The 20,537-nt window shown below is 41.8% G+C and carries 16 protein-coding genes; 6 read left to right on the top strand and 10 right to left on the bottom strand.

Annotated elements, in window-relative coordinates; translation table 11 throughout:
- Positions 1 to 40: 40 nt before the first annotated feature.
- Together OU792_RS08445 and OU792_RS08440 are read right to left on the bottom strand one after the other, a co-directional pair.
- Positions 41 to 1,162, bottom strand: a complete 1,122-nt coding sequence (locus OU792_RS08445) for a glycosyltransferase family protein (RefSeq protein ID WP_134202342.1) — start codon at positions 1,160 to 1,162, stop codon at positions 41 to 43.
- 2 nt (positions 1,163 to 1,164) lie between these two features.
- Complete coding sequence (locus OU792_RS08440; RefSeq protein ID WP_134202343.1) at positions 1,165 to 2,040, bottom strand: UDP-2,3-diacylglucosamine diphosphatase; 876 nt, start codon at positions 2,038 to 2,040, stop codon at positions 1,165 to 1,167.
- A gap of 199 nt (positions 2,041 to 2,239) precedes the next feature.
- Here OU792_RS08440 and OU792_RS08435 point away from each other — a divergent pair, with 199 nt between their 5' ends.
- Together OU792_RS08435 and OU792_RS08430 are read left to right on the top strand one after the other, a co-directional pair.
- A complete protein-coding gene (locus tag OU792_RS08435; protein WP_134202344.1) occupies positions 2,240 to 3,202 on the top strand; it encodes a glycosyltransferase family 2 protein in 963 nt (320 codons plus the stop codon).
- An 89-nt stretch (positions 3,203 to 3,291) separates the two neighbouring features.
- A complete protein-coding gene (locus OU792_RS08430; RefSeq protein WP_274669949.1) occupies positions 3,292 to 5,766 on the top strand; it encodes a S9 family peptidase in 2,475 nt (824 codons plus the stop codon).
- A gap of 180 nt (positions 5,767 to 5,946) precedes the next feature.
- On the opposite strand, the gene OU792_RS08425 is transcribed toward OU792_RS08430, so the two are convergent.
- A complete protein-coding gene (locus OU792_RS08425) occupies positions 5,947 to 6,303 on the bottom strand; it encodes a hypothetical protein (protein ID WP_274669948.1) in 357 nt (118 codons plus the stop codon).
- A gap of 268 nt (positions 6,304 to 6,571) precedes the next feature.
- On the bottom strand, positions 6,572 to 7,333 hold the full coding sequence (locus OU792_RS08420; RefSeq protein WP_274669947.1) for a DUF6090 family protein: 762 nt from the start codon (positions 7,331 to 7,333) through the stop codon (positions 6,572 to 6,574).
- Positions 7,334 to 7,700: 367 nt separating this feature from the next.
- Here OU792_RS08420 and katG point away from each other — a divergent pair, with 367 nt between their 5' ends.
- Together katG and OU792_RS08410 are read left to right on the top strand one after the other, a co-directional pair.
- Positions 7,701 to 9,929, top strand: a complete 2,229-nt coding sequence (gene katG / locus OU792_RS08415) for a catalase/peroxidase HPI (RefSeq protein WP_274669946.1) — start codon at positions 7,701 to 7,703, stop codon at positions 9,927 to 9,929.
- Positions 9,930 to 10,084: 155 nt separating this feature from the next.
- On the top strand, positions 10,085 to 10,816 hold the full coding sequence (locus OU792_RS08410) for a class I SAM-dependent methyltransferase (protein ID WP_274669945.1): 732 nt from the start codon (positions 10,085 to 10,087) through the stop codon (positions 10,814 to 10,816).
- Between the two features lie 3 nt (positions 10,817 to 10,819).
- On the opposite strand, the gene OU792_RS08405 is transcribed toward OU792_RS08410, so the two are convergent.
- Positions 10,820 to 11,629, bottom strand: a complete 810-nt coding sequence (locus OU792_RS08405; RefSeq protein WP_274669944.1) for a metallophosphoesterase family protein — start codon at positions 11,627 to 11,629, stop codon at positions 10,820 to 10,822.
- Positions 11,630 to 11,877: 248 nt separating this feature from the next.
- On the opposite strand from OU792_RS08405, the gene OU792_RS08400 reads away from it, so the two are divergent.
- Positions 11,878 to 13,227, top strand: a complete 1,350-nt coding sequence (locus OU792_RS08400) for a Gfo/Idh/MocA family protein (RefSeq protein ID WP_274669943.1) — start codon at positions 11,878 to 11,880, stop codon at positions 13,225 to 13,227.
- Positions 13,228 to 13,300: 73 nt separating this feature from the next.
- On the opposite strand, the gene OU792_RS08395 is transcribed toward OU792_RS08400, so the two are convergent.
- Together OU792_RS08395 and OU792_RS08390 are read right to left on the bottom strand one after the other, a co-directional pair.
- On the bottom strand, positions 13,301 to 14,644 hold the full coding sequence (locus OU792_RS08395; RefSeq protein WP_134202351.1) for a sensor histidine kinase: 1,344 nt from the start codon (positions 14,642 to 14,644) through the stop codon (positions 13,301 to 13,303).
- On the bottom strand, positions 14,634 to 16,016 hold the full coding sequence (locus tag OU792_RS08390; protein WP_100628111.1) for a sigma-54-dependent transcriptional regulator: 1,383 nt from the start codon (positions 16,014 to 16,016) through the stop codon (positions 14,634 to 14,636). The genes OU792_RS08395 and OU792_RS08390 overlap by 11 nt, the downstream gene beginning before the upstream one ends.
- Positions 16,017 to 16,211: 195 nt before the next feature.
- On the opposite strand from OU792_RS08390, the gene OU792_RS08385 reads away from it, so the two are divergent.
- Complete coding sequence (locus tag OU792_RS08385) at positions 16,212 to 16,640, top strand: FKBP-type peptidyl-prolyl cis-trans isomerase (protein ID WP_024284967.1); 429 nt, start codon at positions 16,212 to 16,214, stop codon at positions 16,638 to 16,640.
- A 64-nt stretch (positions 16,641 to 16,704) separates the two neighbouring features.
- Here the strand turns inward: OU792_RS08385 and OU792_RS08380 are convergent, their stop codons facing one another.
- The 3 genes from OU792_RS08380 to ftsH form a co-directional block, all read right to left on the bottom strand.
- Positions 16,705 to 17,535 carry a hypothetical protein gene (locus OU792_RS08380; RefSeq protein WP_274669942.1) on the bottom strand — a complete coding sequence of 277 codons (831 nt, stop codon included), beginning with the start codon at positions 17,533 to 17,535 and terminating at the stop codon, positions 16,705 to 16,707.
- Entirely contained in the window at positions 17,532 to 18,308 is a 777-nt protein-coding gene (locus OU792_RS08375; RefSeq protein WP_274669941.1) for a UDP-2,3-diacylglucosamine diphosphatase, read from the bottom strand. The genes OU792_RS08380 and OU792_RS08375 overlap by 4 nt, the downstream gene beginning before the upstream one ends.
- 80 nt (positions 18,309 to 18,388) lie before the next feature.
- Entirely contained in the window at positions 18,389 to 20,485 is a 2,097-nt protein-coding gene (ftsH, locus tag OU792_RS08370; protein WP_274669940.1) for an ATP-dependent zinc metalloprotease FtsH, read from the bottom strand.
- Positions 20,486 to 20,537: the final 52 nt, after the last annotated feature.

Below are 20,537 nucleotides of genomic sequence, written 5' to 3'. Positions count from 1 at the left end.
AGTTGACTGAAGAAGAGAGAAAGAGCTTAAACTGCTGATTTTAGGTAAAGGCGGGCCTATAAGACTTACTAGTTTCTTCTTGACTATTCTCGGTCTCGAGGACAAGAATTCTAAACAATTCAGGCCAAGAATCTACCCATTCCTGGAAAGCTATGGATTCTTCTAAATTCCTTTCAGGCGTCATTTCCAATTTGGAGAAATCAAAATTTTTGGAAGCAATACCTGCTCCTGAAGCTTCTGCGTCCAAGGCATTGCAGGCTTGTTCGTATTGACCTGCTACTGGGACCATCAAGACAGGTTTTCCAAGATACATGGCCTCGCAGACAGACTCAAATCCGGCTGTACAAATCAACCCTTTACATGCAGCCATATCTTCAAGAAATGCCCGGTCATTGACTCGGTGAAAGCTCAAGTTGGGTAAAGCTTGTTCTATTTCAGCAGCATCTTTTTTGTCCCAATAGGCCTTGACAGTCAGTTGAGGATGTTTTGTTGCATAATTTTTGACCTCTTCGCCATACCCGGGATTGACCATGTATGCGAGAAAAAAATCTTCATTTTTAACCTCTAAGTTTTTCATTTCCTTTCTAAGAAGAGGAGGAAAAACTCTTATTTTATTTTGCTGGATTTTTGGCAAAAATGACAAAGCCAAAATCTCCTTTGCGCCCCAGGCAGTGATTTGGGTATTGAGTCTGAAAAGGAATCGCTCCAAGTGTCTTCCCGGTGCAAAAATAAAATCAGGATGTCCCGAGAGGTATTGATGACCGATCACCCAATAGGCTGCTTTGGGTCTGAAAAGCATGGAGTAAAGCCCTCCCAAGAGGTCATAAAAATTCAGAATTACATCTGGGTTTAGACTTTTTACCTGATTGTCGATTTGCAGGAGACTTTTCCAGAAAATGGGAGCTTTTTTTAGGTTTTTGCGGATTGTTTTTCCCAAAAGGATTCTTTTCTCTGCTCCATCTGCTTCAAAATTTGGACTGTCTAAAGCAAGAATAGGAGATTGAATTTCTCTTGAAAAAAAATCCGGAATACTTCTTCGATGACTTTTCCCAACCAAAACACCTGCGAGTTCATGACCTTGACTGCGCAATAGATTTGAAAACGCAATGGCTTGTGTCATGTGACCGCGGCCTTCGCCTTGTACGATAAAAAGGAACTTCATACTTATCGAAATGCTGGTGGATTCAGATCGTCTTTTGGGCTATCGAATGATACCTTTCGAAGTGGAATGATGGTACTTCCATCTTCCTCTTCATTTCCGGAAAAGAAACTGCCGATCTCTTGATCTCTGATTTCCTTGAAATTGATTTCGGAATAGTAGATCAATTGCCAGTTGCCTTCATGATCTTCTGCCAAAGCCGACATTGTCTCCACCCAATCACCTGAGTTGAGATAATGAACACCATCGATCCATCGATTTTCTGCCTTGTGGATATGCCCACAGATGATCCCGTCACAGCCTTTGGCTTTTGCCATTTTAGCGAGTTCGGTTTCATATTGATCCACATAGGATACCGCAGATTTCACTTTGCCTTTGATATACTGAGACAATGAAAAGTAAGGCAAGCCTCTTTTGAATCGGTAGTGATTGACGACTCGATTGAGCCAAAGGAGGAATGTATAGCCCATATCTCCCAAATAGGCTATCCAGCGAAGATTGGTTGTAATGCTATCGAAAACATCCCCATGGGTGATGAAGTATTTTTTTTCTTGAGATTCATAGATCATATCCGTCTGAATCGAAAGGTTGCCTATTTGAAGAGGAAGAATTTGATCCAGAAAATCATCATGGTTTCCTCTCAAGTAAAAAACTTGCGTATTATGATTTTCGATCATTTTGAGGATGCGGTTGAAAAAACGGGTGTGTTTTCGCTTCCAAGCCCCCGATTTTTTGAGTTGCCACCCATCAATTATGTCACCATTCAAAATAAGATTATCGCAGTGGTACTGTTTGAGAAATCGCGCTATTTCTTTTGCCTTAGAGCCTTTGGTACCTAAGTGAACGTCAGATACAATGATCGTTTTGAAGTGAGTTTTCACGCTATTGGTTTTGGTTGAAAGGTAGCGTGGTATTGTAAATCTGTAATAATTAGTCTGTTAAGTATTTGCTATTTTTTCCAAATTATCTTTGGTGAAAGTGAAGGTTGTGTTAAGCAGATGTGAAAAATAAGATGGGTCGTGCTTTTCTTTCTTTTTTGAAATGAAATAAATACCTTTTCAGTCTTTTATTCTAGATACTATGAAAATCACTTTTGTATTAGAGTGGGAAAACGCCATTCTTTCTGAACTAGAACGGACAAGTCAATTGCTAACTCAGATTCATTTACAGTCTAATATTCAACAGCAAGCTCAATTTGAGTTGCTTATTCTTCACAATTCAGAGCAAGTTTCCGAAGAGTTTATATCTGATTTCTTAAGAAATGTTCTTAATGAAAAAAATCTTCCCGAAATGGAAGAGACCAGGGTATTGGATGTGAAAGATGCTCACTATTTTCAATTAAAAAATGAGGGAGTAAGACATGCAAAGGGAGAGACGGTAATTATTTTAGATAGTGATATCATTCCACAGGCAGGTTGGCTTGAGGCTCTATTGAATGCTCACCAAAAATATCCTGAGGCTATCATCGCCGGGGCCACACATATTGACTATTCCGATTTTATGGGGAAGTGTTTCGCTTTAGCTTGGTTTTTCCCTGCCCCATCTGATCGATCCGATATGGAATCAGCAAATCTTATTTTCTCCAATAATTTTATTTGTAAAAAGCAGCTCCTCATTGACAATCCCTATCCAAAAATGGCTGAGGGAGTCACCCGAGGTGCAGACACCTTGCTTTGGAAAGATTTGGAAAGAAAAGGAGTGAAATTATTCATTTGCCATCAGGCAAAAGCATCACACCCCGCACCTAATGGTTGGGAACACTTTTTCAACCGGGCTTTGGCTGAGGGTAGGGATGATTATTTGCGCCTTTTTGAGAGGGATTTTCAAGTTGGTAATCCGGAATTTAGGTTTTTCAAAATTTATCTGCTGCGAAGTAAAAATACCATCGTTAGAATTTGGAAAAACCGTGCAAAAGTTAATTTGAGTCTTTGGCAAGTTCCCTTTGCGACAATTACGATGCTTACTTACTATCTTTTTTATCTGATCGGTGGCATAATAACAAAAGCTACCCCGAGGTATGCAAAGGTTTCTTGGCAGATTTGATTCTGCTAAGAATGAGATTTTTACGCAAGTGGTAAAAAGCTATTCGTGGTTGTTATTTAGTTTCGTTTTCGAATTAAACTTACTAACTAATGCAGCGAATATTCTTGATTTTAGGTCTCTTTCTGACCGTTAATTTAGCTTTAGCACAGGAGCCCATATACAAGGGAAATTATGAACTAGCTTCCCGCTTTGCTCCTGCCAAACTTCGCAAAATGATTTTCTCAACTTCTGTCAATCCTCATTGGATGAAGAAGTCTGACCGATTCTGGTATGAATACGAAACTAGTGATGGAAAACGCTGGTATGTAGTCGACCCGGTAAGGAAAACCAAGACCGAACTTTTTGATCGGGACAAACTGGCTGCGGAAATAACCAAAGCAGTGAAAGACCCCTACGACGGTCAGCATCTGGAGCTGGATGACTTGAAACTTCTGGAAGATGAAAATACTATTCGGTTCAAGGTGAAATCCACTGCAGATGTGCTAAAGTCTGACTGGGCGGAGATCAAGGAGAAAAATAAGAATGCCAAGGATTCTTTAGAGAAGAAAGTCCACACTTTTCTTTGGAATATTTCGTCTCAGACGCTGACAGAAATAGAGACTGAAAAAGATCCAAAACGTCTTTCCTGGGCAAATATTGCACCCGACTCCTCCAAGGTAGTCTTTGCCAAAAACTTTAACCTTTACTGGATGGATAAGGAAAACTTCCTAAAGGCAGTGAAGGATGAGAAAGATTCGACTATCGTGGAAAACCAATTGACCACGGATGGCGAGAAAGATTATGAATATGGCTGGGGAGGCCGAGGAGACGATAATGTGGAGGAAGAAAAGAAGAAGAATGACCGAAAGCGGGTGGGTGTGCTTTGGAGCAGTGATTCCAAGCAGTTTATCTTAACTCGGAGTGATCAACGAAAAGTCAAAGACCTGTGGGTCATTCACAATACCCGGGATCCAAGACCCACTTTGGAAACCTACAAGTATGCGATGCCAGGTGAAAAGGAGCAGCCACAAACTGAATTGTTGCATTACTCCTTCGACTCTGAAGAGATGAGCAAGCTTCCTATCTCCACCTTTAAAGATCAGACGGTCAGTCTTTGGTCGACTACCCCTCCGGCAAATACCAGAGACGATGACTTCCGACCAGCAACTTGGTTGGGAGATTTGGATGAGTTTTATTTTGCTATCACGAGTAGGGACTTGAAGCGAGTAGATGTCTGCCGCTGGAATATCTCTACCGGTGAAAAGGAGGTTTTGATTGAAGAGCGTAGCAATACCTATATCGATTTTGATAAGTTGGAACTGGTCGGAAATGACATGATCTGGTGGTCTGAGCGTGACGGTTGGGCACATTTGTACCTCTATGGAAAAGATGGGACCTTCAAAAGACAGTTGACTTCAGGACCATTCCATGTCAGCGGAGTAGCTAGAGTAGATGAGCGTAATCGAAAAGTTTACTTTGTAGCTAATGGTCGCGAAAAAGATGAAGACCCTTACTACGAGCATCTTTACAGTGTCAGTATGGATGGAGGAGCGGTTAGCTTGCTCAATTCCGGCAATTTCAATCACAGCATCGAAATAAATGACAATGCTTCATTTTTTGTCAATAATTTCTCCCGCGTGAACACAACGCCTGTTTCTGTCCTCATGGATAGAAACGGAAATAAGGTAATGGATTTGGAGACAGCCGATTTATCCCAGCTTTTTGCCGCAGGCTACCAATTCCCGGAACCCTTCAAGTTTAAAGCAGATGATGGAATTACGGATTTGTACGGTGTGATGTACAAGCCTTTTGACTTTGACTCTACCAGAAAGTATCCATTGGTACAATATGTCTATCCAGGTCCTCAGACCGAAGCGGTAAATAAGTCCTTTGGAAGAAGCATGGACCGAACAGACCGTTTGGCGCAGTTTGGTTTTGTAGTTGTGACTTTAGGAAATAGAGGAGGTCATCCAGCTAGGTCCAAGTGGTATCATAATTATGGATACGGCGACCTGAGAGATTATGGCTTAGCAGATAAGAAAGCTGCAGTAGATCAATTAGCAGATCGACATTCCTTCATCGATCGCAATCGAGTAGGAATTCACGGTCACTCCGGTGGGGGCTTCATGTCTACGGCAGCGATGCTTGTTTATCCTGAGGTTTTCAAAGTAGCTGTTTCATCTGCTGGAAATCATGAAAATAACATTTATAACCGCTGGTGGTCTGAAAAGCATCACGGCGTGAAAGAAGTTATCACTCCAGAAGGTGATACTACTTTTGTCTACCAAATCGAAAAGAATCCCGACTTGGCTAAAAACCTAAAAGGCCATCTGATGCTCAGCACGGGAGATGTGGACAACAACGTGCACCCGGCGGGAACAATTCGAATGGCCGAAGCACTGATAAAAGCTGGGAAACGATTTGAATTTGTGATTTTGCCAGGTCAGCGTCATGGATACGGACCGATGGCCGAATACTTCTTCTGGAAAATGGGAGATTACTTCGTGCGGCACCTCTTGGGTGATAATACACCGCCTCCTGTAGATATGGTTGAGATGCAGCGGGATAAGCCGCAGGATAAGTGATAGTTTTTGTAAGTAGTGATTGGTAAGTTGTAAAAAGTAAGTTTTCCAACAGTTGGAGTGAAGCCTTAAAGCTAAAAATTTCCTACAAAATATCCATTCTAATAAATATTGCTCCTGTAAAGTAAAAAGCCCGGTTTCGTGTAGGAATCGGGCTTTTTTAGTGGATAGCAATTTGGAATCTTAGTCGATTTTTTTGATTTGAATAGTGTAATTCACCGAATCATCAAACTCCTTGATGGGCATGCGGCTTTGGGGGTCAGGTAATTGATAGATAGGAGGCATCCCTACTCTAAATTTGGGGTTGGGTAATAAGTCCATATACCTTTCTGGGTTTAGACTCTTGGGTAAAAATAAAAATCCACTGTCTAAGAGTATCCTTCCTTTACCAATAGAGTCTATATTAAATTCAGGAGGTGATTTCCACCGGTGCTTCAGTGTATCCTTTTGAGAATCACTGAGCCATTCTATTTTTTTCTGTGCCAAGGCCAATCCTATAGTGCTGAAAAAAAGAATCAACGTAATCCCTAGATATTTCATAGCTAATGTAATTTATTGAATCATTAAACTATGAAATTCTAAAATTTAGTTTTTACTTTTTTAAGTTAAAATTTATTAGAAGCAAAAGAAATTACCCCATTTCAAGGCCTTAAGTATCAATCGACTTCTATCTCTGCTTTTCTTCCAGTGTGCGAAGTTTAAGGCCAGAAATAAACCCTCAAGGTTTAGAATCAGGGTGCTTCACTCTCCCTCCTTCAAGCTTCCAGCTAGAAAGACTATAACAAAGCCATCATTGTGTATCATCATATCAATCAATTTCCTTTTCAATCAAGGCCAAAATGGATTCCAATTTGTCCATGAGAGGCAGGTAATGCGCCTCCTCAGTAGCTTGAGTCGTCAGAATAAAGATCAATAGTCGGTTTTCAAAAGACACAGATTCTAAAATCTGCAGATTGCTTCCTGAAAAATCACCTTTTGAAATCCCTAACGCCTGAGTAACCCCGGCATCTTCAAAGACTTTCCGGATGCTATATCCTTCTTCGTCAAATACATTGATCACCTTTTCTCGCTGTATGCTTAATTCATTTTCCTGAGAGTGAATATCCTCCAAATTAGCTAACCAATCGGTGAGGGATTTCCTCAAGTCTGGGTTGGATACATCTTTGAGACTTCCCGAATTGATCATTTCCATTAGCAGGGAGTTGTTTGGGCTAAAGGAAATTTCAAAGGCCAATGCCTCAAAAACCCATTGGGAGAATTGACTTTCTAAAAGGCTGGAGTCTTTTGGGTCAGCTTGGATGATTTTCTTGGCATTTTCGAGGTTGTTTCGGTTGACTTTGATCAATTCCTCTAGTTTGGATTGACTGATCTGAAAATCCTCCTTCAACCCCTTAAGGTACACTTGCTCCTTGACCCGGTTTTGATTAATGACGTTGTCGTTATTGATAGCTAGTGCAATCATTATCCCAATGACCAAAAGGACCACTTCTCCCAAGGCATAGAGCAAATATTTTTGGATTTTACCTTTGGAAATAATCTCTTGTCGGAATTTTCTGAATAACCTGCTCATGAGTGTTGGTGGGATATTGAAATCTAACCTAAGTGATTCTAATAAAAAAGCCTGAAAAAAAGAGAGAAAATGGGTAGGAATGGTCTAAACAGCCGATAATCTTCATCACGACGATTCCAGTAATGACCATTTTGATATAAAGAAAACCTCTTCGATCTGGAATTTCTTTAGGCTATTTTTCTAAGTCTAATCATTAGAAAAAATGGAGACTTTTATCAGCTTTTTTTCACAAAAATTCATTTCTGCAAAACTGACATGGGTAGTAAAGCCTCATAGTTTTTATCAATCAAAAAAAAATTCATATCAATAAAATTTTTGGTAATTTCGTAAGACTTGAAATTTACAATTAACTATAAACGATAACATCATGAACAATCCACACGAAAACGGCGGTAGTAGCTATTCTGTGAATGGAGACATCAGCAAATGTCCTTTTCATAATGGCCCTACAAAGGCAGCTGCCGGCAAAGGAATTCAAAATGTTGATTGGTGGCCCAATCAGCTGAATTTGAATATTTTAAGACAGCACTCTTCATTGTCCAACCCAATGAATGAAGATTTCAACTATGCAAAGGAATTTGCATCCTTGGATCTTGCAGAGGTGAAAAAGGATATCGAAGAGGTGCTTACGACTTCTCAGGAGTGGTGGCCAGCAGATTACGGTCACTATGGTCCATTTATGATTCGTATGGCATGGCATAGTGCCGGTACCTACAGAGTTCATGACGGACGAGGTGGTGCCGGAACAGGTAATCAGCGATTTGCTCCGCTAAACTCATGGCCAGATAACGCCAACTTGGACAAGGCTCGTTTGTTGCTTTGGCCAATCAAACAAAAGTATGGCAAGAAGCTCTCTTGGGCTGACCTAATGGTCTTAGCCGGTAACGTATCGCTCGAATCGATGGGGTTCAAGACTTTCGGTTTTGCAGGAGGTCGAGAAGATATTTGGGAGCCAGAGCAGGATATCTATTGGGGTTCAGAGGCCGAGTGGAAAGCACACAGAAGTCCAGAAGCTTTGGAAAATCCACTGGGTGCGACTGAAATGGGATTGATCTATGTCAACCCAGAAGGTCCTGGAAACAATCCAGATCCTAAAGAAGCAGCTAAGGCGATCCGTGAGACTTTCGGTCGTATGGCTATGAACGATGAGGAAACAGTAGCATTGATTGCTGGTGGTCACTCTTTCGGAAAAACACACGGAGCGGCAAATCCTGATGAATATGTAGGACCAGAACCAGCAGCTGCTTCTATCGAAGAAATGGGAATGGGCTGGACCAGCAAATACGGTTCAGGTTCAGGTGCTGACACCATTACTTCTGGACTAGAAGGTGCATGGACATCTACCCCAGCTAAATTCAGCCATGACTACTTTAAGTTCTTGTTCGAATATGAGTGGGAATTGACTAAGAGTCCAGCAGGTGCTCATCAATGGGTAGCTAAGGATGCAGAAGCGATTATCCCTGATGCACACATCGAAGGTAAGTTCCATAAGCCATTCATGTTGACTACGGATTTGTCTATGCGATTTGATCCGGAATATGAAAAAATATCCAGAAGATTCTACGAAAACCCGAAGGAATTCGAAGATGCTTTTGCCAGAGCTTGGTTTAAATTGACTCACCGTGACATGGGGCCTAAGGCTCGCTATGTGGGTTCTGAGGTTCCTGCTGAAGATCTCCTATGGCAAGATCCTGTTCCTGCGGTAGATCACCCATTGGTAGACGAAAAGGATATCGAAGGTTTGAAGGCAAATATCCTAGCTTCAGGCTTAACTGTTTCCGAACTGGTAAGTACGGCTTGGGCTTCTGCTTCTACTTTCAGAAACTCTGACAAGCGTGGTGGTGCCAATGGTGCACGTATCCGTCTGGAGCCTATGAAGAATTGGAAAGTGAATAATCCAGCTCAACTTTCTAAGGTATTGGGTACTTTGGGAAGCATCCAAGAAGAGTTCAACAGCACTGCTGATGGTGGAAAGAAAGTTTCCCTAGCTGACCTAATCGTATTAGGTGGCTGTGCAGCTGTAGAAAAAGCAGCAAAAGATGCTGGATATGATGTGAAAGTTCCTTTCACTCCAGGTCGTACTGATGCTACTGAAGAGCAGACTGAAGTTCTTTCTTTCGAATACCTGAATCCTATCGCTGATGGCTTCAGAAATTACATGTCCGAAGGCTGCGAAGTAAAAGGAGAAGAATTGCTAGTCGATAAGGCTCAATTGATGTCTTTGACTGGTCCGGAAATGACTGCTTTAGTAGGTGGTATGAGAGCACTCAACGCCAACTGGGACGGTTCAAAGCACGGAATCTTCACTGATAAGCCAGGACAATTGACCAATGATTTCTTTGTGAATGTCCTTGATTTAGGAACCACTTGGAGAGCTACTAATGATAAGAGTAACATCTTCGTAGGTAGTGATCGCAAGACAGGTGAGCCAAAGTGGACTGGTACACGAGTTGACTTGATCTTTGGATCTAATTCCGAGCTAAGAGCTTATGCCGAAGTATATGGCTGCGCTGACGGAGCTGAGAAGTTTGTCCACGACTTCGTGAAAGTTTGGGACAAGGTCATGAATCTAGATCGCTTCGATCTTCATGATTAATTAATCATAACTTATAATATCAAAATGGCTCTCAAATGGGAGCCATTTTTTTTGCTTTTTGAAGAATGGAAAATAAGATCGTTGCGAATTCCATTAGAAAGTACCAATGATTTAAACAGCTTTCCACTTTAGTGGTTTTCATAAAAAAAATAATCATGAAGATTCTCCGATATTCAATTCTTGTTTTAGGTTGCATCCTGCCACTTATAGCCTGTCAGGCTCAGAATGGGTCTCAAAAAGATGATTCACCTTATAAATTCAAAAATCCCTCTTGGGATGGAACAGGTAAAATTTACATGGGGCGGGAAATCTCCCATATTATGGGTTTTGCAGGAAAAGACTGGTTGGAGCGTGATAGTAGAGAGGCGGAAGAAGGAGTCTCTTTAGCGGTAAAAAACTTACCATTGACTTCAGAAAGTGTAGTCGCTGATATCGGTGCGGGTTCCGGATACTATACTTTTCGCGTGGCAGAAAGAATTCCCGATGGAAAAATATACGCAGTCGAGGTTCAAGATGAGGCATTGAATTACCTGGACCGAAAACGAAAAGAACTAGGTTTTGAGCAGGTAATTCCCACCAAAGGAAGCCCTACGTCTCCTAATTTACCCGATGGAGCAATTGATGTAGCCTTTATGGTGGATGTTTATCATGAATTAGAGTTTCCACAAGAAATGCTTCAATCCATTCATCAATCTCTGAAACCCGATGGTAAATTAATTCTAATCGAATACAGAGGTGAGGACCCGACGATTGCAATCAAGCCACTTCATAAGATGACCGCTCGCCAAGCTGAAAAGGAGCTGAAGGCAAATGGGTTTAAGCTGGTAGAAAACGGGAAATTTTTAAAGATTCAGCACTTTTTAGTGTTTCAAAAAGTCTCGGATTGAGTTTTAAAGGGTGTAGCCATTAAGAATTACTCCGTCCGAAACTCGCTTTAAATAGGTAGCGGCCGATCCATCAGCTCCAACCTCGCAGACTCGGTAGCTTGGAAATGGATTTCCCCAACTGCCCCCAAAATGCCCAGACCAAAGAAAAGGCTTCTTCCGGTAAAGCATAACCCCGTCTACGTCATGGTCGTGTCCGTGGAAAGTTGCCCGTACATTGGGATAAGAAGCAATCAAATCCATAAATCCCTGACAGCTGACTCCATGACGAGTCCAATCATTTTGAGAAATATGAATGAAAACCATGACATGGGGAAGGGTGGAAAATTCGTCTAAAGTATGCTTGGCAAAATCAAGATCAGCACATAAATAATCACCTTTTGGATTGGAGCAATTCAGCAAAACCATTCCCAGCTCGTCTTGATGAACTTTGGAAAAATTGGAAGTTTGATTCCAGATTTGATTCCAAGTCTCCTCATCCACTCGATCATGATTGCCTTTCGTCACAAAATAGGGGTGCTGCACTTGATCATAAACCTTTTTGACTTCAGGCATCAAGCTTGGCTCGTCATGAATCAGATCTCCATTGAAAACCACAAAATCCACATCTTTTTCTTTATTGATCGCTTGGATTAGATCTTGATGGCTTTTTTCAAAATCGGTATTAGGTTGTCCGAAATGACCATCTGAGGCAGTAATAAACTTAAACTTTGTCTCCTTAGGGAGTTGCATTTTGCCAAAAAGATAAAAAGGAAGCGTCATCGTAGAAGTAGTTAGGATTCCAAGTTTTTGCAAAAAAGGCCTTCTATTCATCATTACAAGGGTTTGTGTCAGGCTTTTAAAATATTGGCAAAATATAGTCAGGATTTGGAGAATTACCGATTTTCATGCTTAGCCTTTGTCGCTGAAAGTTGACCTTTTGAGTAATCAGGATTTGCAAATCCATTTTTGGAAGCTATCTTAAAACGCGAAAAGCATGCAAAATGAAAGAATCCTTCCATTGGCTTCGATCATTTCTTTTTTTCAATAAACCTAAACTAATCCTATCCATCAAAAAGCACATCATGAAGAAGAATTTCCAGATTATCGACAGAAGAGATTTCCTCAAGAAAACTGGCCTTGGGGCAGCTGCTCTTGCACTTTCGCCTGCCCTACTTGCGCAGGCACAAGCCAATGGTAAATTGAGGATAGCCCAGATTGGAGTGGGGGCGATGGGTGTTGAGGATTTGAAGGCTATTTCCTCACATCCACTGGTGGAGGTTGTAGCCCTTTGTGATGTGGATAGTACTAATCTTGGGAGAGCTGCTACTGATTTTCCTCAAGCCAAGACCTATGCGGATTACCGGGTTTTATTGAAGGAGTTGAAAAATGATATTGACGCAGTGGTTGTCTCTACTCCTGATCACACCCATGCGCCAGCTTCCTTAATGGCGATGAAAATGGATAAGGCTGTTTATTGTCAAAAGCCATTGACGCATCATGTTTCTGAAGCCAGAGAAATGAAGAAAGTAGCTGAGAAAAAAGGCTTGGTTACGCAGATGGGTATTCAAGTTCACTCATTCTATGATTACAAATTGGCTACGCTTCTGATTCAATCTGGAATCATCGGAAAGGTGCATACTGTCAGAGCTTGGTCACCCAAAAATTGGGGAACTGATGATCCCATGCCGCAAGGTAGTGATCCGATTCCTGCTGATCTAGACTGGAATCTTTGGCTAGGAACCGCACCTGAGCGGCCGTATAAAGAAGGAGAGTATCATCCGGGCAACTGGAGAAAGGTTTTGGATTTTGGTTGTGGAACTCTAGGAGATATGGGGGTTCATATTTTTGATACACCCTACAATGCCCTTGCTCTTGATGTGCCTAGAACGATCAAGAATGAGTGCCGACAGCCTACCGGTTTCGGATTTCCAGAAAATAATATTGTAACCTACGAATTCCCTGCTACCCCTTACACAGCAGAAACTTTGACTTGGATATGGTCAGACGGACCAGGTGCGCCTGCGGATCATCCAGATCTCGCCCTTCCTAATGGAGACAAGCTTCCCGATCAGGGCGCCATGTTTCTTGGGGAAAAGGGTAGATTACTACTTCCGCACTTTATGCAACTTCCTCGTTTGATCGTGGATGGTCAATACAAGGAAATGGATATTGCTCAATTTAATCTAGGAGAGCCTGTGAAAGACTATGCCGCAGAAAGTAAGAAGCACTATCATGAATTTGTAGATGCATGTTTGGGGAAAACAGAATGTAGTGCGCCATTTTCTTATTCGGCAAACCTGACAGAAACGATCCTGCTTGGAGTCATCGCGGGACGCTTTCCAAATGAAACACTTCACTGGGATAGCAAAAAGGCTCGCTTTGAAGAAGATAAAGCCAATGAGTTCTTGGATGGAAAGTACAGGAAATTCTGATTTAGGTCTTTCTAGCAGCATAAAAGCCTTCGAATTCAGAAGATTCGAAGGCTTTTTTATGGATTAGGAAAACTTATCCGTTAAAAATCAATTTGAAAGTAGTTCCTTCACCGAGCTGCGACTTGACTTGAATATTTCCCTTGTGGCGGCGCATGATCTGCTTGGAAAGACTCAGGCCGATTCCAGATCCTTTTTTCTTGGTGGTAAAGAATGGAATGAAAATTTTGCTCAAAGCTTCCTCTTCGATCCCTTTTCCAGTATCGCAGACCTCCAAGATTATTTTTCCCGACTCATCGATAAATGCCCGTAGCCTGACAAGTTTTTGCTCGGATTCTTCCACCGCTTGAATCGCATTTTGTACCAAATTAATCAAGACCTGTTCGATTTGTGTTTGATCTCCAAATAGAATCAACTCCTCCGGATCAAGTTCCTTACGAAATGTTATTCCTTTATTCTCCAACTGATGGTGGAAAAGTACCTGTAGCTGATCGAATAGCTGAGAAAGCCGGATACTACTAAACTTCGGTGCTGGGATATGCGCTAAACTCCTGAAATCCGATACAAAATTGATCAAACCTTCTGAGCGTTTTTCTACCGTGGCGATACCCATCAGATAGTCCTCCAAATCCGAGTCTGAAACTGACTCTGCATGCTCTAGTTTTTGCTCGATGTCACTTTTTATCGTACCGGCAAGAGAGGAAATAGGAGTAATGGAATTCATTATCTCATGGGTCAGCACCTTCACGAGATTTTGCCAGGCTTCCATTTCTTTCTCTTCGAGTTCGGATTGAATGTTTTGAAGTGATACCAGTTTAAATTGCTCCCCTCGCATCATCAGCTCGATGACATAGACAGAGAGTTGCATAATGCCGTCTGGATGAGCTATTTTAATCAGTTCGCTACCTCCGGTCTTTAATTCATGAATCGCTCGATAAAGCTCTTTATTGACAGACTCTATCTGCTCGATGTTTTTGAGTTCATCTAAGTCCAATATGCGTTTAGCAGCGACATTCAAAAGTTGGATTTTCCCATCTTCCCCAAAAGTGATAAGACCTATGCTCAGGTGTTTAAATACAGAGCGGAAGTACTGGTAGTTGGCTTCCTTTTCGGCTTGATCTTCCTTTAGCTTTGCCAAAATGGCATTGAATTCTATATGAAGATCATCAGTCTCTGTACCGTCAAATTTGACAGGGTAGACCTGCGAGTATTCATCTTGCTTAATATTGTCCAGGAAGGTCCGGACCTTTTTGAAGGAGCTTTCGGCGTATCGAAGAAAGAAAATGACTTGAATGATTACCAAAATGATAAAAAGGGAAGTCATGAAGACCCCCCATTCATCTGCAATGGAATATCCTAAAGCAAAAAGGGAAAAAGAGAGAAGGGCGATTCGCCCCAATAAGCCTACCTTAAAGTCCATACTTTTCTAATCTTCGGTATAGAGAAGCTCTGGTAAGTCCCAACTCCTTGGCAGCTTTAGAAATATTTCCACCGTTTTTGTCAATTGCTCGCTGAATCGTGGAGCGCTCCATATCATCCAGGTTCAAGGTGGTGGAGACAGGGGCTTTTTCGGAAGTAGGTTTCGCTGATAGGAAAAAGAAATCTCTGCTATCCAATTCATCCCCTTCGGACATGATGATAGCCCGTTCGATGGCATGCTGAAGCTCTCGGATATTTCCTGGCCAGGAATAACGCTGAAGTAGATCCATCGCAGAGTCAGTAAATCCGCTGAGCGTTTTTCGGTACTTCTGCCCGTAGATTTTCAGGAAGTGATTGGCCAATTGAGGTATATCATCCTGACGCTCCCGAAGGGGTGGAAGGAAAATCTCTACTGTATTGATTCGGTACAACAAATCTTGCCGAAAACCATTGTCCATGATCATTTCATGAAGGGGCATATTGGTTGCACAAATCAGGCGAATATCCACTGGGATAGCCTTGTTGGTACCAATTCGTGTCACCTCGCGTCTTTGCAATACTGTCAAAAGCTTTGATTGTAATGGCATGGATAAGTTTCCAATTTCATCCAAGAATAGTGTGCCCTGATCCGCAACTTCAAATCGTCCTGCCCGATCATCTTTTGCGTCGGTAAAGGCTCCTTTTTTATGTCCGAAAAGTTCTGACTCAAACAGTGTTTCTGTAATGGCACCCATATCCACACCGACGAAGATTTCATCCTTTCGAAGGGATCGTTCATGGATCGCTCTGGCGATTAGTTCTTTACCGGTTCCGTTTTCTCCCAAAATCAACACATTGGCATCTGTTTGCGCTACTTTGTCGATTATTGAAAAGATGTTTTTCATAGAAGCCGAGCTTCCGATGATATCCGTGTAAGGTTTCTTAAGGTCGGTTTGAAGGGTCTTTTGCTTTTTCTGGAGTTTATCAACTTCGTTGTAGCTTTCCTTTAGCTTGATCGCAGAAGAAAGGGTGGCAATCAACTTTTCATTCTGCCAAGGCTTTAGAATGAAATCCGTAGCCCCCTCCTTGAGTGCCTGTACAGCCATTTCTACATCTCCAAAGGCAGTAATCAAAATCACCACAGCTTTAGGATCAATCTCTTTTATTTGCTTTAGCCAATGGAAACCTTCCTTTCCGGAGGTAGTGTCTTCCCGAAAATTCATGTCCAAAAGAATGACGTCATAGTCATTGTTATTGACCAAAAAGGGAATCCTTCGGGGATCCTTTTCGATCATCACTTCCTTGGCATGCTTTTTCAAAAGCATTTTTGCAGCGAAAAGCAAATCTTCATTATCGTCTATGATGAGTATTTTTCCCAGATTTTGGTTTTCCATGGTTGCTGTTTTTTCTGATTAATAGGGGAAAATGATGCCAATCCATTATTCCCGCTTAATTCAAGGGTTTTGAAGAAAATATGTCCGTTTTTGTACATAAATATACTGAATTCGGACACTTTGTCTGCGATACTGTACGGTTTTCTCCCTCGGCTTATTCTTTGTACCTTTGTAGGCGAACAAAAAGCAAATAGAATTATGACAGCAAAGAAAGGTGATACCGTTGAGGTACATTACACCGGAAAATTAGAGGATGGAAGCGTTTTTGACTCGTCTGTGAATCGTCAGCCACTTGGTTTCAAACTAGGTGATGGCAATATGATTAAAGGTTTTGACGATGCAGTTCATGGCATGGCTGTAGGGGATAAAAAGACTGTAACTATCCCTGCTGCTGAAGCCTATGGTGAGCGTCGTGACGATATGATGATTGATGTGCCTAAGGAGCAAGTTCCTGCTAACATCAGCCCTGAAGTTGGAATGCAGTTAACCCTGCAAGGCGGAAATGGGCAGCCAATGCCTGTAACCGTGACTCATGTAGACGAAGAAAAAATCACGCTTGATGCCAATCATCAGTTGGCTGGAAAAGACTTGATTTTTGATATCGAGTTGATGAAGATATCCTAATCTTAGGATCAAAAGTAAAGAGCCGGTCAGAAAATTTGACCGGTTTTTTTATGCCTAATGGTTTCTACTTGAGGTTTTTCAGGAGGGTAGGCATGTTATATATTTTTACCTTGTCTCCTTCTACTAAAAGAAGCTTGGTATTTCCGACGACTACTTTGGAGGCTTTGGAATCTTTGACTTCAAAAAGCTTGAAAATCGCCTTGGTAGATAGGCAATAGGTATTCAAGTGGTTGTTTTCAATCCACAAAAGATAATCCTTGTACAGGCATAAATTTGGAACTTGTTTTAGATTGATCTGGCGAATCAGATTACCTTGATTATCAAATACGAAAACCCCTTCTTCAGGCGCCAATACAAACAATCGATTTTTGAATTCTCGCATTTCGAGAATATTCAGATTTTTGGAGTCTGTGAGTAGGGGTAGGGGTTGTGCATCCAATACCAGATTGCGTAAATAGTCCATCCGTTTTAAACTCAAATCCGACTCATCCCACACCCATACGATATTATTGTTACCAAATGTGGCAGCTTTGGCCAAGTTGATAGAAGCGTCAAAGAAATTATGCTCAGCTATTGGATTTAGGAACCTATCGAGAACTCGGTATTCCTGTAGATCTTCCGAAAAAGTAAAAATGTTCACAGTCCAGGCAGCTTCCAATTGATTGATGCGACCTTGGCGTGGAGGTGAGAAGTAGTTCAGTCGATTTCCTTTTGAGTCGTAGAGATAAAGGTCTCCTTGTCTACTACTGATGAATATCTGATCCCGGTTATCCATGGAGACTTGGTCAAGACCATTGATTTCGATCTCAGCCAAGGTGTTCTCCAGCAATTCTTGACTCATGCTTTCCACTGCCCAAAGGGTAAAAAAAATCAAAGTGAGGGCCAGCTTTTTCATTTTTCAAACTTCATTAGCTTTGCTTCCGAACCATCAAATTCCAAATAGGTGTATTGGCTTACCCATTCTCCCAAATTAAAATAGGTAGCATTGGTCCCTACTTCAAGTTCTAAAGGCAAATGTCTATGCCCAAAGACATAATAGTCGTGATGCTTCCTGATTTCTATCTCTTTGCAATATTGCCAGAGCCACTCATCTTCGCCTAAAAAGTGATTTTCATTTTTTTCTATGTTTGAAATCCGACTATGACCTGACCAAGCTTTAGCCAAGCGAACGCCTAGATCGGGATGCAGCCATCGAAAAAGCCATTGGGCAAAAGGATTGGTAAAGACTTTCTTCAGCACCTTGTATTGCTTGTCACCCGGCCCCAAGCCATCCCCATGACCTACCAAAATACTTTTTCCATTCACTGATAGCTCAATAGGGTGATGGTAAACCGGAATTCCTAGCTCTTGGGTGAAATAATCCTTCATCCAGAGATCATGATTTCCAGTAAAAAAGAGAACAGGGATTTTATTTTCTCTGAGCTGATGAAGCTTGGAGATAAAAGGAATAAACCCTTTAGGAATTACCTCCTTGTACTCAAACCAAAAATCAAAAATATCTCCAACCAGTAAAATTGCGGCAGCTTCTTCCTCAATCTCTTCCAGCCAATGAATTATTTTTCGTTCTCTGAGTTTGCTCTCCTGACTGTTGGGAGCCCCTAAATGGAAATCTGATGCAAAAAAGAGTTTTTTCCCATTCAGTTGATAATTGTGTGGCTTCCCGGTCATATCGAAAGATAGAGTTAGTCTGCAAAAATAAAAAGTCCTGATAGATATCAGGACTTTCAAATTAAATGTGCGATTTAAGTTTAGCTTTTCGCCTTTTCATCAGTCTCTGGTTCAGACTCAGACTCAGCAACAGAAACCTCTTTCTTGTCCTCATCTTCTGAGGAAACCTCTTCAGATTTGGCTTTGATTTCAGCGTCTTCTGCCTTCTTTACCTCTTCTTTATTCTTGCCGTTAGTATAGGCTTGATAGGTGGTTTCTTTGGCGAATGGTCTTTTTCCAATTAAATTTTCCAAATCTGACTGGAAGAGAATTTCTTTTTCGAGTAATTCTTTGGCCAAAGTCTCCAATTCTTCTCTTCGCTCTTTGAGCAAATCGAGCGTTCTTTGGTAGGCAAATTCGATCAGTTTATGAACTTCCTGATCGATCATTTCAGCCGTAGCTTCGGAATAAGGCTTGGTCATTTTGTATCCGTCGCTCTTACTATCGTAGAAGGATACATTTCCCAATTTCTCATTCATACCATATACAGAAACGATGGAATAAGCCATTTTGGTGATACGTTCCAAGTCACTGAGTGCTCCTGTGGATATCTTGCCAAAGACAATCTCTTCAGCAGCACGTCCACCTAAGGTCATACACATCTCATCAATCAGCTGTTCGGTCTGATACAGGAACTGCTCTTTAGGCAAGTACTGCGCATAACCAAGTGCTGCTACACCTCGTGGTACGATGGATACTTTTACCAATGGATCTGCATGCTCTAGAAACCAACCTGCCACTGCGTGACCTGCTTCATGATAGGCTACGATTTTTTTCTCCTCAGGAGAGATGATCTTATTCTTTTTCTCCAGTCCGCCAATGACTCTGTCGATAGCATCTTGGAAGTCCTGCATGTCTACCGATTCCTTGTTTCTACGGGCAGCGATCAAAGCAGCCTCATTACAAACATTCGCGATTTCAGCACCTGCAAAACCGGGAGTTTGAGCTGCTAATTTTTTAGCATCCACGTCTGTAGAGCTTTTGATTGGCTTCAAATGAACTTTGAAAATGGCCTCACGCCCTACGATATCCGGTTTGTCAATTGAGATTTGTCTATCAAAACGACCCGGTCGAAGCAATGCGCTATCCAATACATCAGGTCGGTTGGTGGCAGCTACGACAATCACACCGGAGTCTGTACCGAAGCCATCCATTTCCACCAACAAAGAGTTCAAGGTGTTTTCACGCTCGTCATTGGAACCAGGCATTTGGCCTTTTCCTCTAGATCGACCTATCGCGTCAATCTCATCTATGAAGATGATACAAGGGGCTTTTTCTTTTGCTTGCTTGAACAAGTCTCTTACTCGAGCGGCACCGACTCCGACGAACATTTCCACGAAGTCAGAACCAGAAAGGGTAAAGAAAGGGACACCGGCTTCCCCAGCCACCGCTTTTGCAAGAAGGGTCTTGCCAGTTCCTGGAGGGCCTACCAAAAGAGCACCCTTTGGGATTTTACCACCTAATTTGGTGAATTTTGAAGGGTTTTTAAGGAATTCTACGATCTCCTGAACTTCCTCTTTCGCTTCATCTAGACCAGCCACATTGTCAAAAGTGATTTTGACCTTGTTTTCTGCATCAAAGAGTTGAGCTCTCGATTTCCCGACATTAAATATTTGACCACCAGGACCGGAGGGCCCTGCCATTCTTCTCATCATAAACCAGAAGAAGACAAACAGTAGCAATAAGAAGCCAAAGCTTCCAAACCAGGAAGTCCAATTTTCTTCTGTGGTTACGCTATATCCAATTCTATCTTCCGATGGGACACTTTCTTCCAAGGCATCAAAGTCAGTTGCAAACTTATCCGAAGATGCTACTTGAAGTGAGTAGTGAGGACCATTTGGGTTGAAAAATGAAGAGTTAGACTCCAATTCATTTTTATACTTGGGGTCATTCAGCGCAGCTGGCTTGAGGGTGATATCTACCCGGTCCATGTTTTTCACAATCATGACCTTGGCTACGTCACCACCATTGTACATATCTTCAAACCGCTTCTGGGTAACGTCTACGGTTGCGCCGCGCTGCTGTATCCAAGTCAGTCCGATCAAAACAACCACTGCCGCGACAATTAGCCATATTTGGAAATTGGGCTTCTGTGGTGGTTTGGGGACAAACTTCTTTTGCTTATTAGGTTCGCTCATTAGATTTTTTTGGTATTTCTATAAACTTATGGTAAAACGGAAAAGAGAAAGT

It is taken from the genome of Algoriphagus sp. NF (assembly GCF_028823735.1).
Taxonomy (GTDB): domain Bacteria; phylum Bacteroidota; class Bacteroidia; order Cytophagales; family Cyclobacteriaceae; genus Algoriphagus; species Algoriphagus marincola.
Note: the sequence above shows the minus strand (reverse complement) of the source record. Positions and strands in the feature narration are given on the sequence as shown.

Coding starts and splice junctions, on each gene's coding strand:
- OU792_RS08375 (WP_274669941.1), bottom strand. CDS start 18,308: ATGACCGGGAAGCCACACAATTATCAACTGAATGGGAAAAAACTCTTT.
- OU792_RS08430 (WP_274669949.1), top strand. CDS start 3,292: ATGCAGCGAATATTCTTGATTTTAGGTCTCTTTCTGACCGTTAATTTA.
- OU792_RS08405 (WP_274669944.1), bottom strand. CDS start 11,629: ATGATGAATAGAAGGCCTTTTTTGCAAAAACTTGGAATCCTAACTACT.
- OU792_RS08420 (WP_274669947.1), bottom strand. CDS start 7,333: ATGAGCAGGTTATTCAGAAAATTCCGACAAGAGATTATTTCCAAAGGT.
- katG (WP_274669946.1), top strand. CDS start 7,701: ATGAACAATCCACACGAAAACGGCGGTAGTAGCTATTCTGTGAATGGA.
- OU792_RS08425 (WP_274669948.1), bottom strand. CDS start 6,303: ATGAAATATCTAGGGATTACGTTGATTCTTTTTTTCAGCACTATAGGA.
- ftsH (WP_274669940.1), bottom strand. CDS start 20,485: ATGAGCGAACCTAATAAGCAAAAGAAGTTTGTCCCCAAACCACCACAG.
- OU792_RS08390 (WP_100628111.1), bottom strand. CDS start 16,016: ATGGAAAACCAAAATCTGGGAAAAATACTCATCATAGACGATAATGAA.
- OU792_RS08435 (WP_134202344.1), top strand. CDS start 2,240: ATGAAAATCACTTTTGTATTAGAGTGGGAAAACGCCATTCTTTCTGAA.
- OU792_RS08445 (WP_134202342.1), bottom strand. CDS start 1,162: ATGAAGTTCCTTTTTATCGTACAAGGCGAAGGCCGCGGTCACATGACA.
- OU792_RS08395 (WP_134202351.1), bottom strand. CDS start 14,644: ATGGACTTTAAGGTAGGCTTATTGGGGCGAATCGCCCTTCTCTCTTTT.
- OU792_RS08400 (WP_274669943.1), top strand. CDS start 11,878: ATGAAGAAGAATTTCCAGATTATCGACAGAAGAGATTTCCTCAAGAAA.
- OU792_RS08380 (WP_274669942.1), bottom strand. CDS start 17,535: ATGAAAAAGCTGGCCCTCACTTTGATTTTTTTTACCCTTTGGGCAGTG.
- OU792_RS08410 (WP_274669945.1), top strand. CDS start 10,085: ATGAAGATTCTCCGATATTCAATTCTTGTTTTAGGTTGCATCCTGCCA.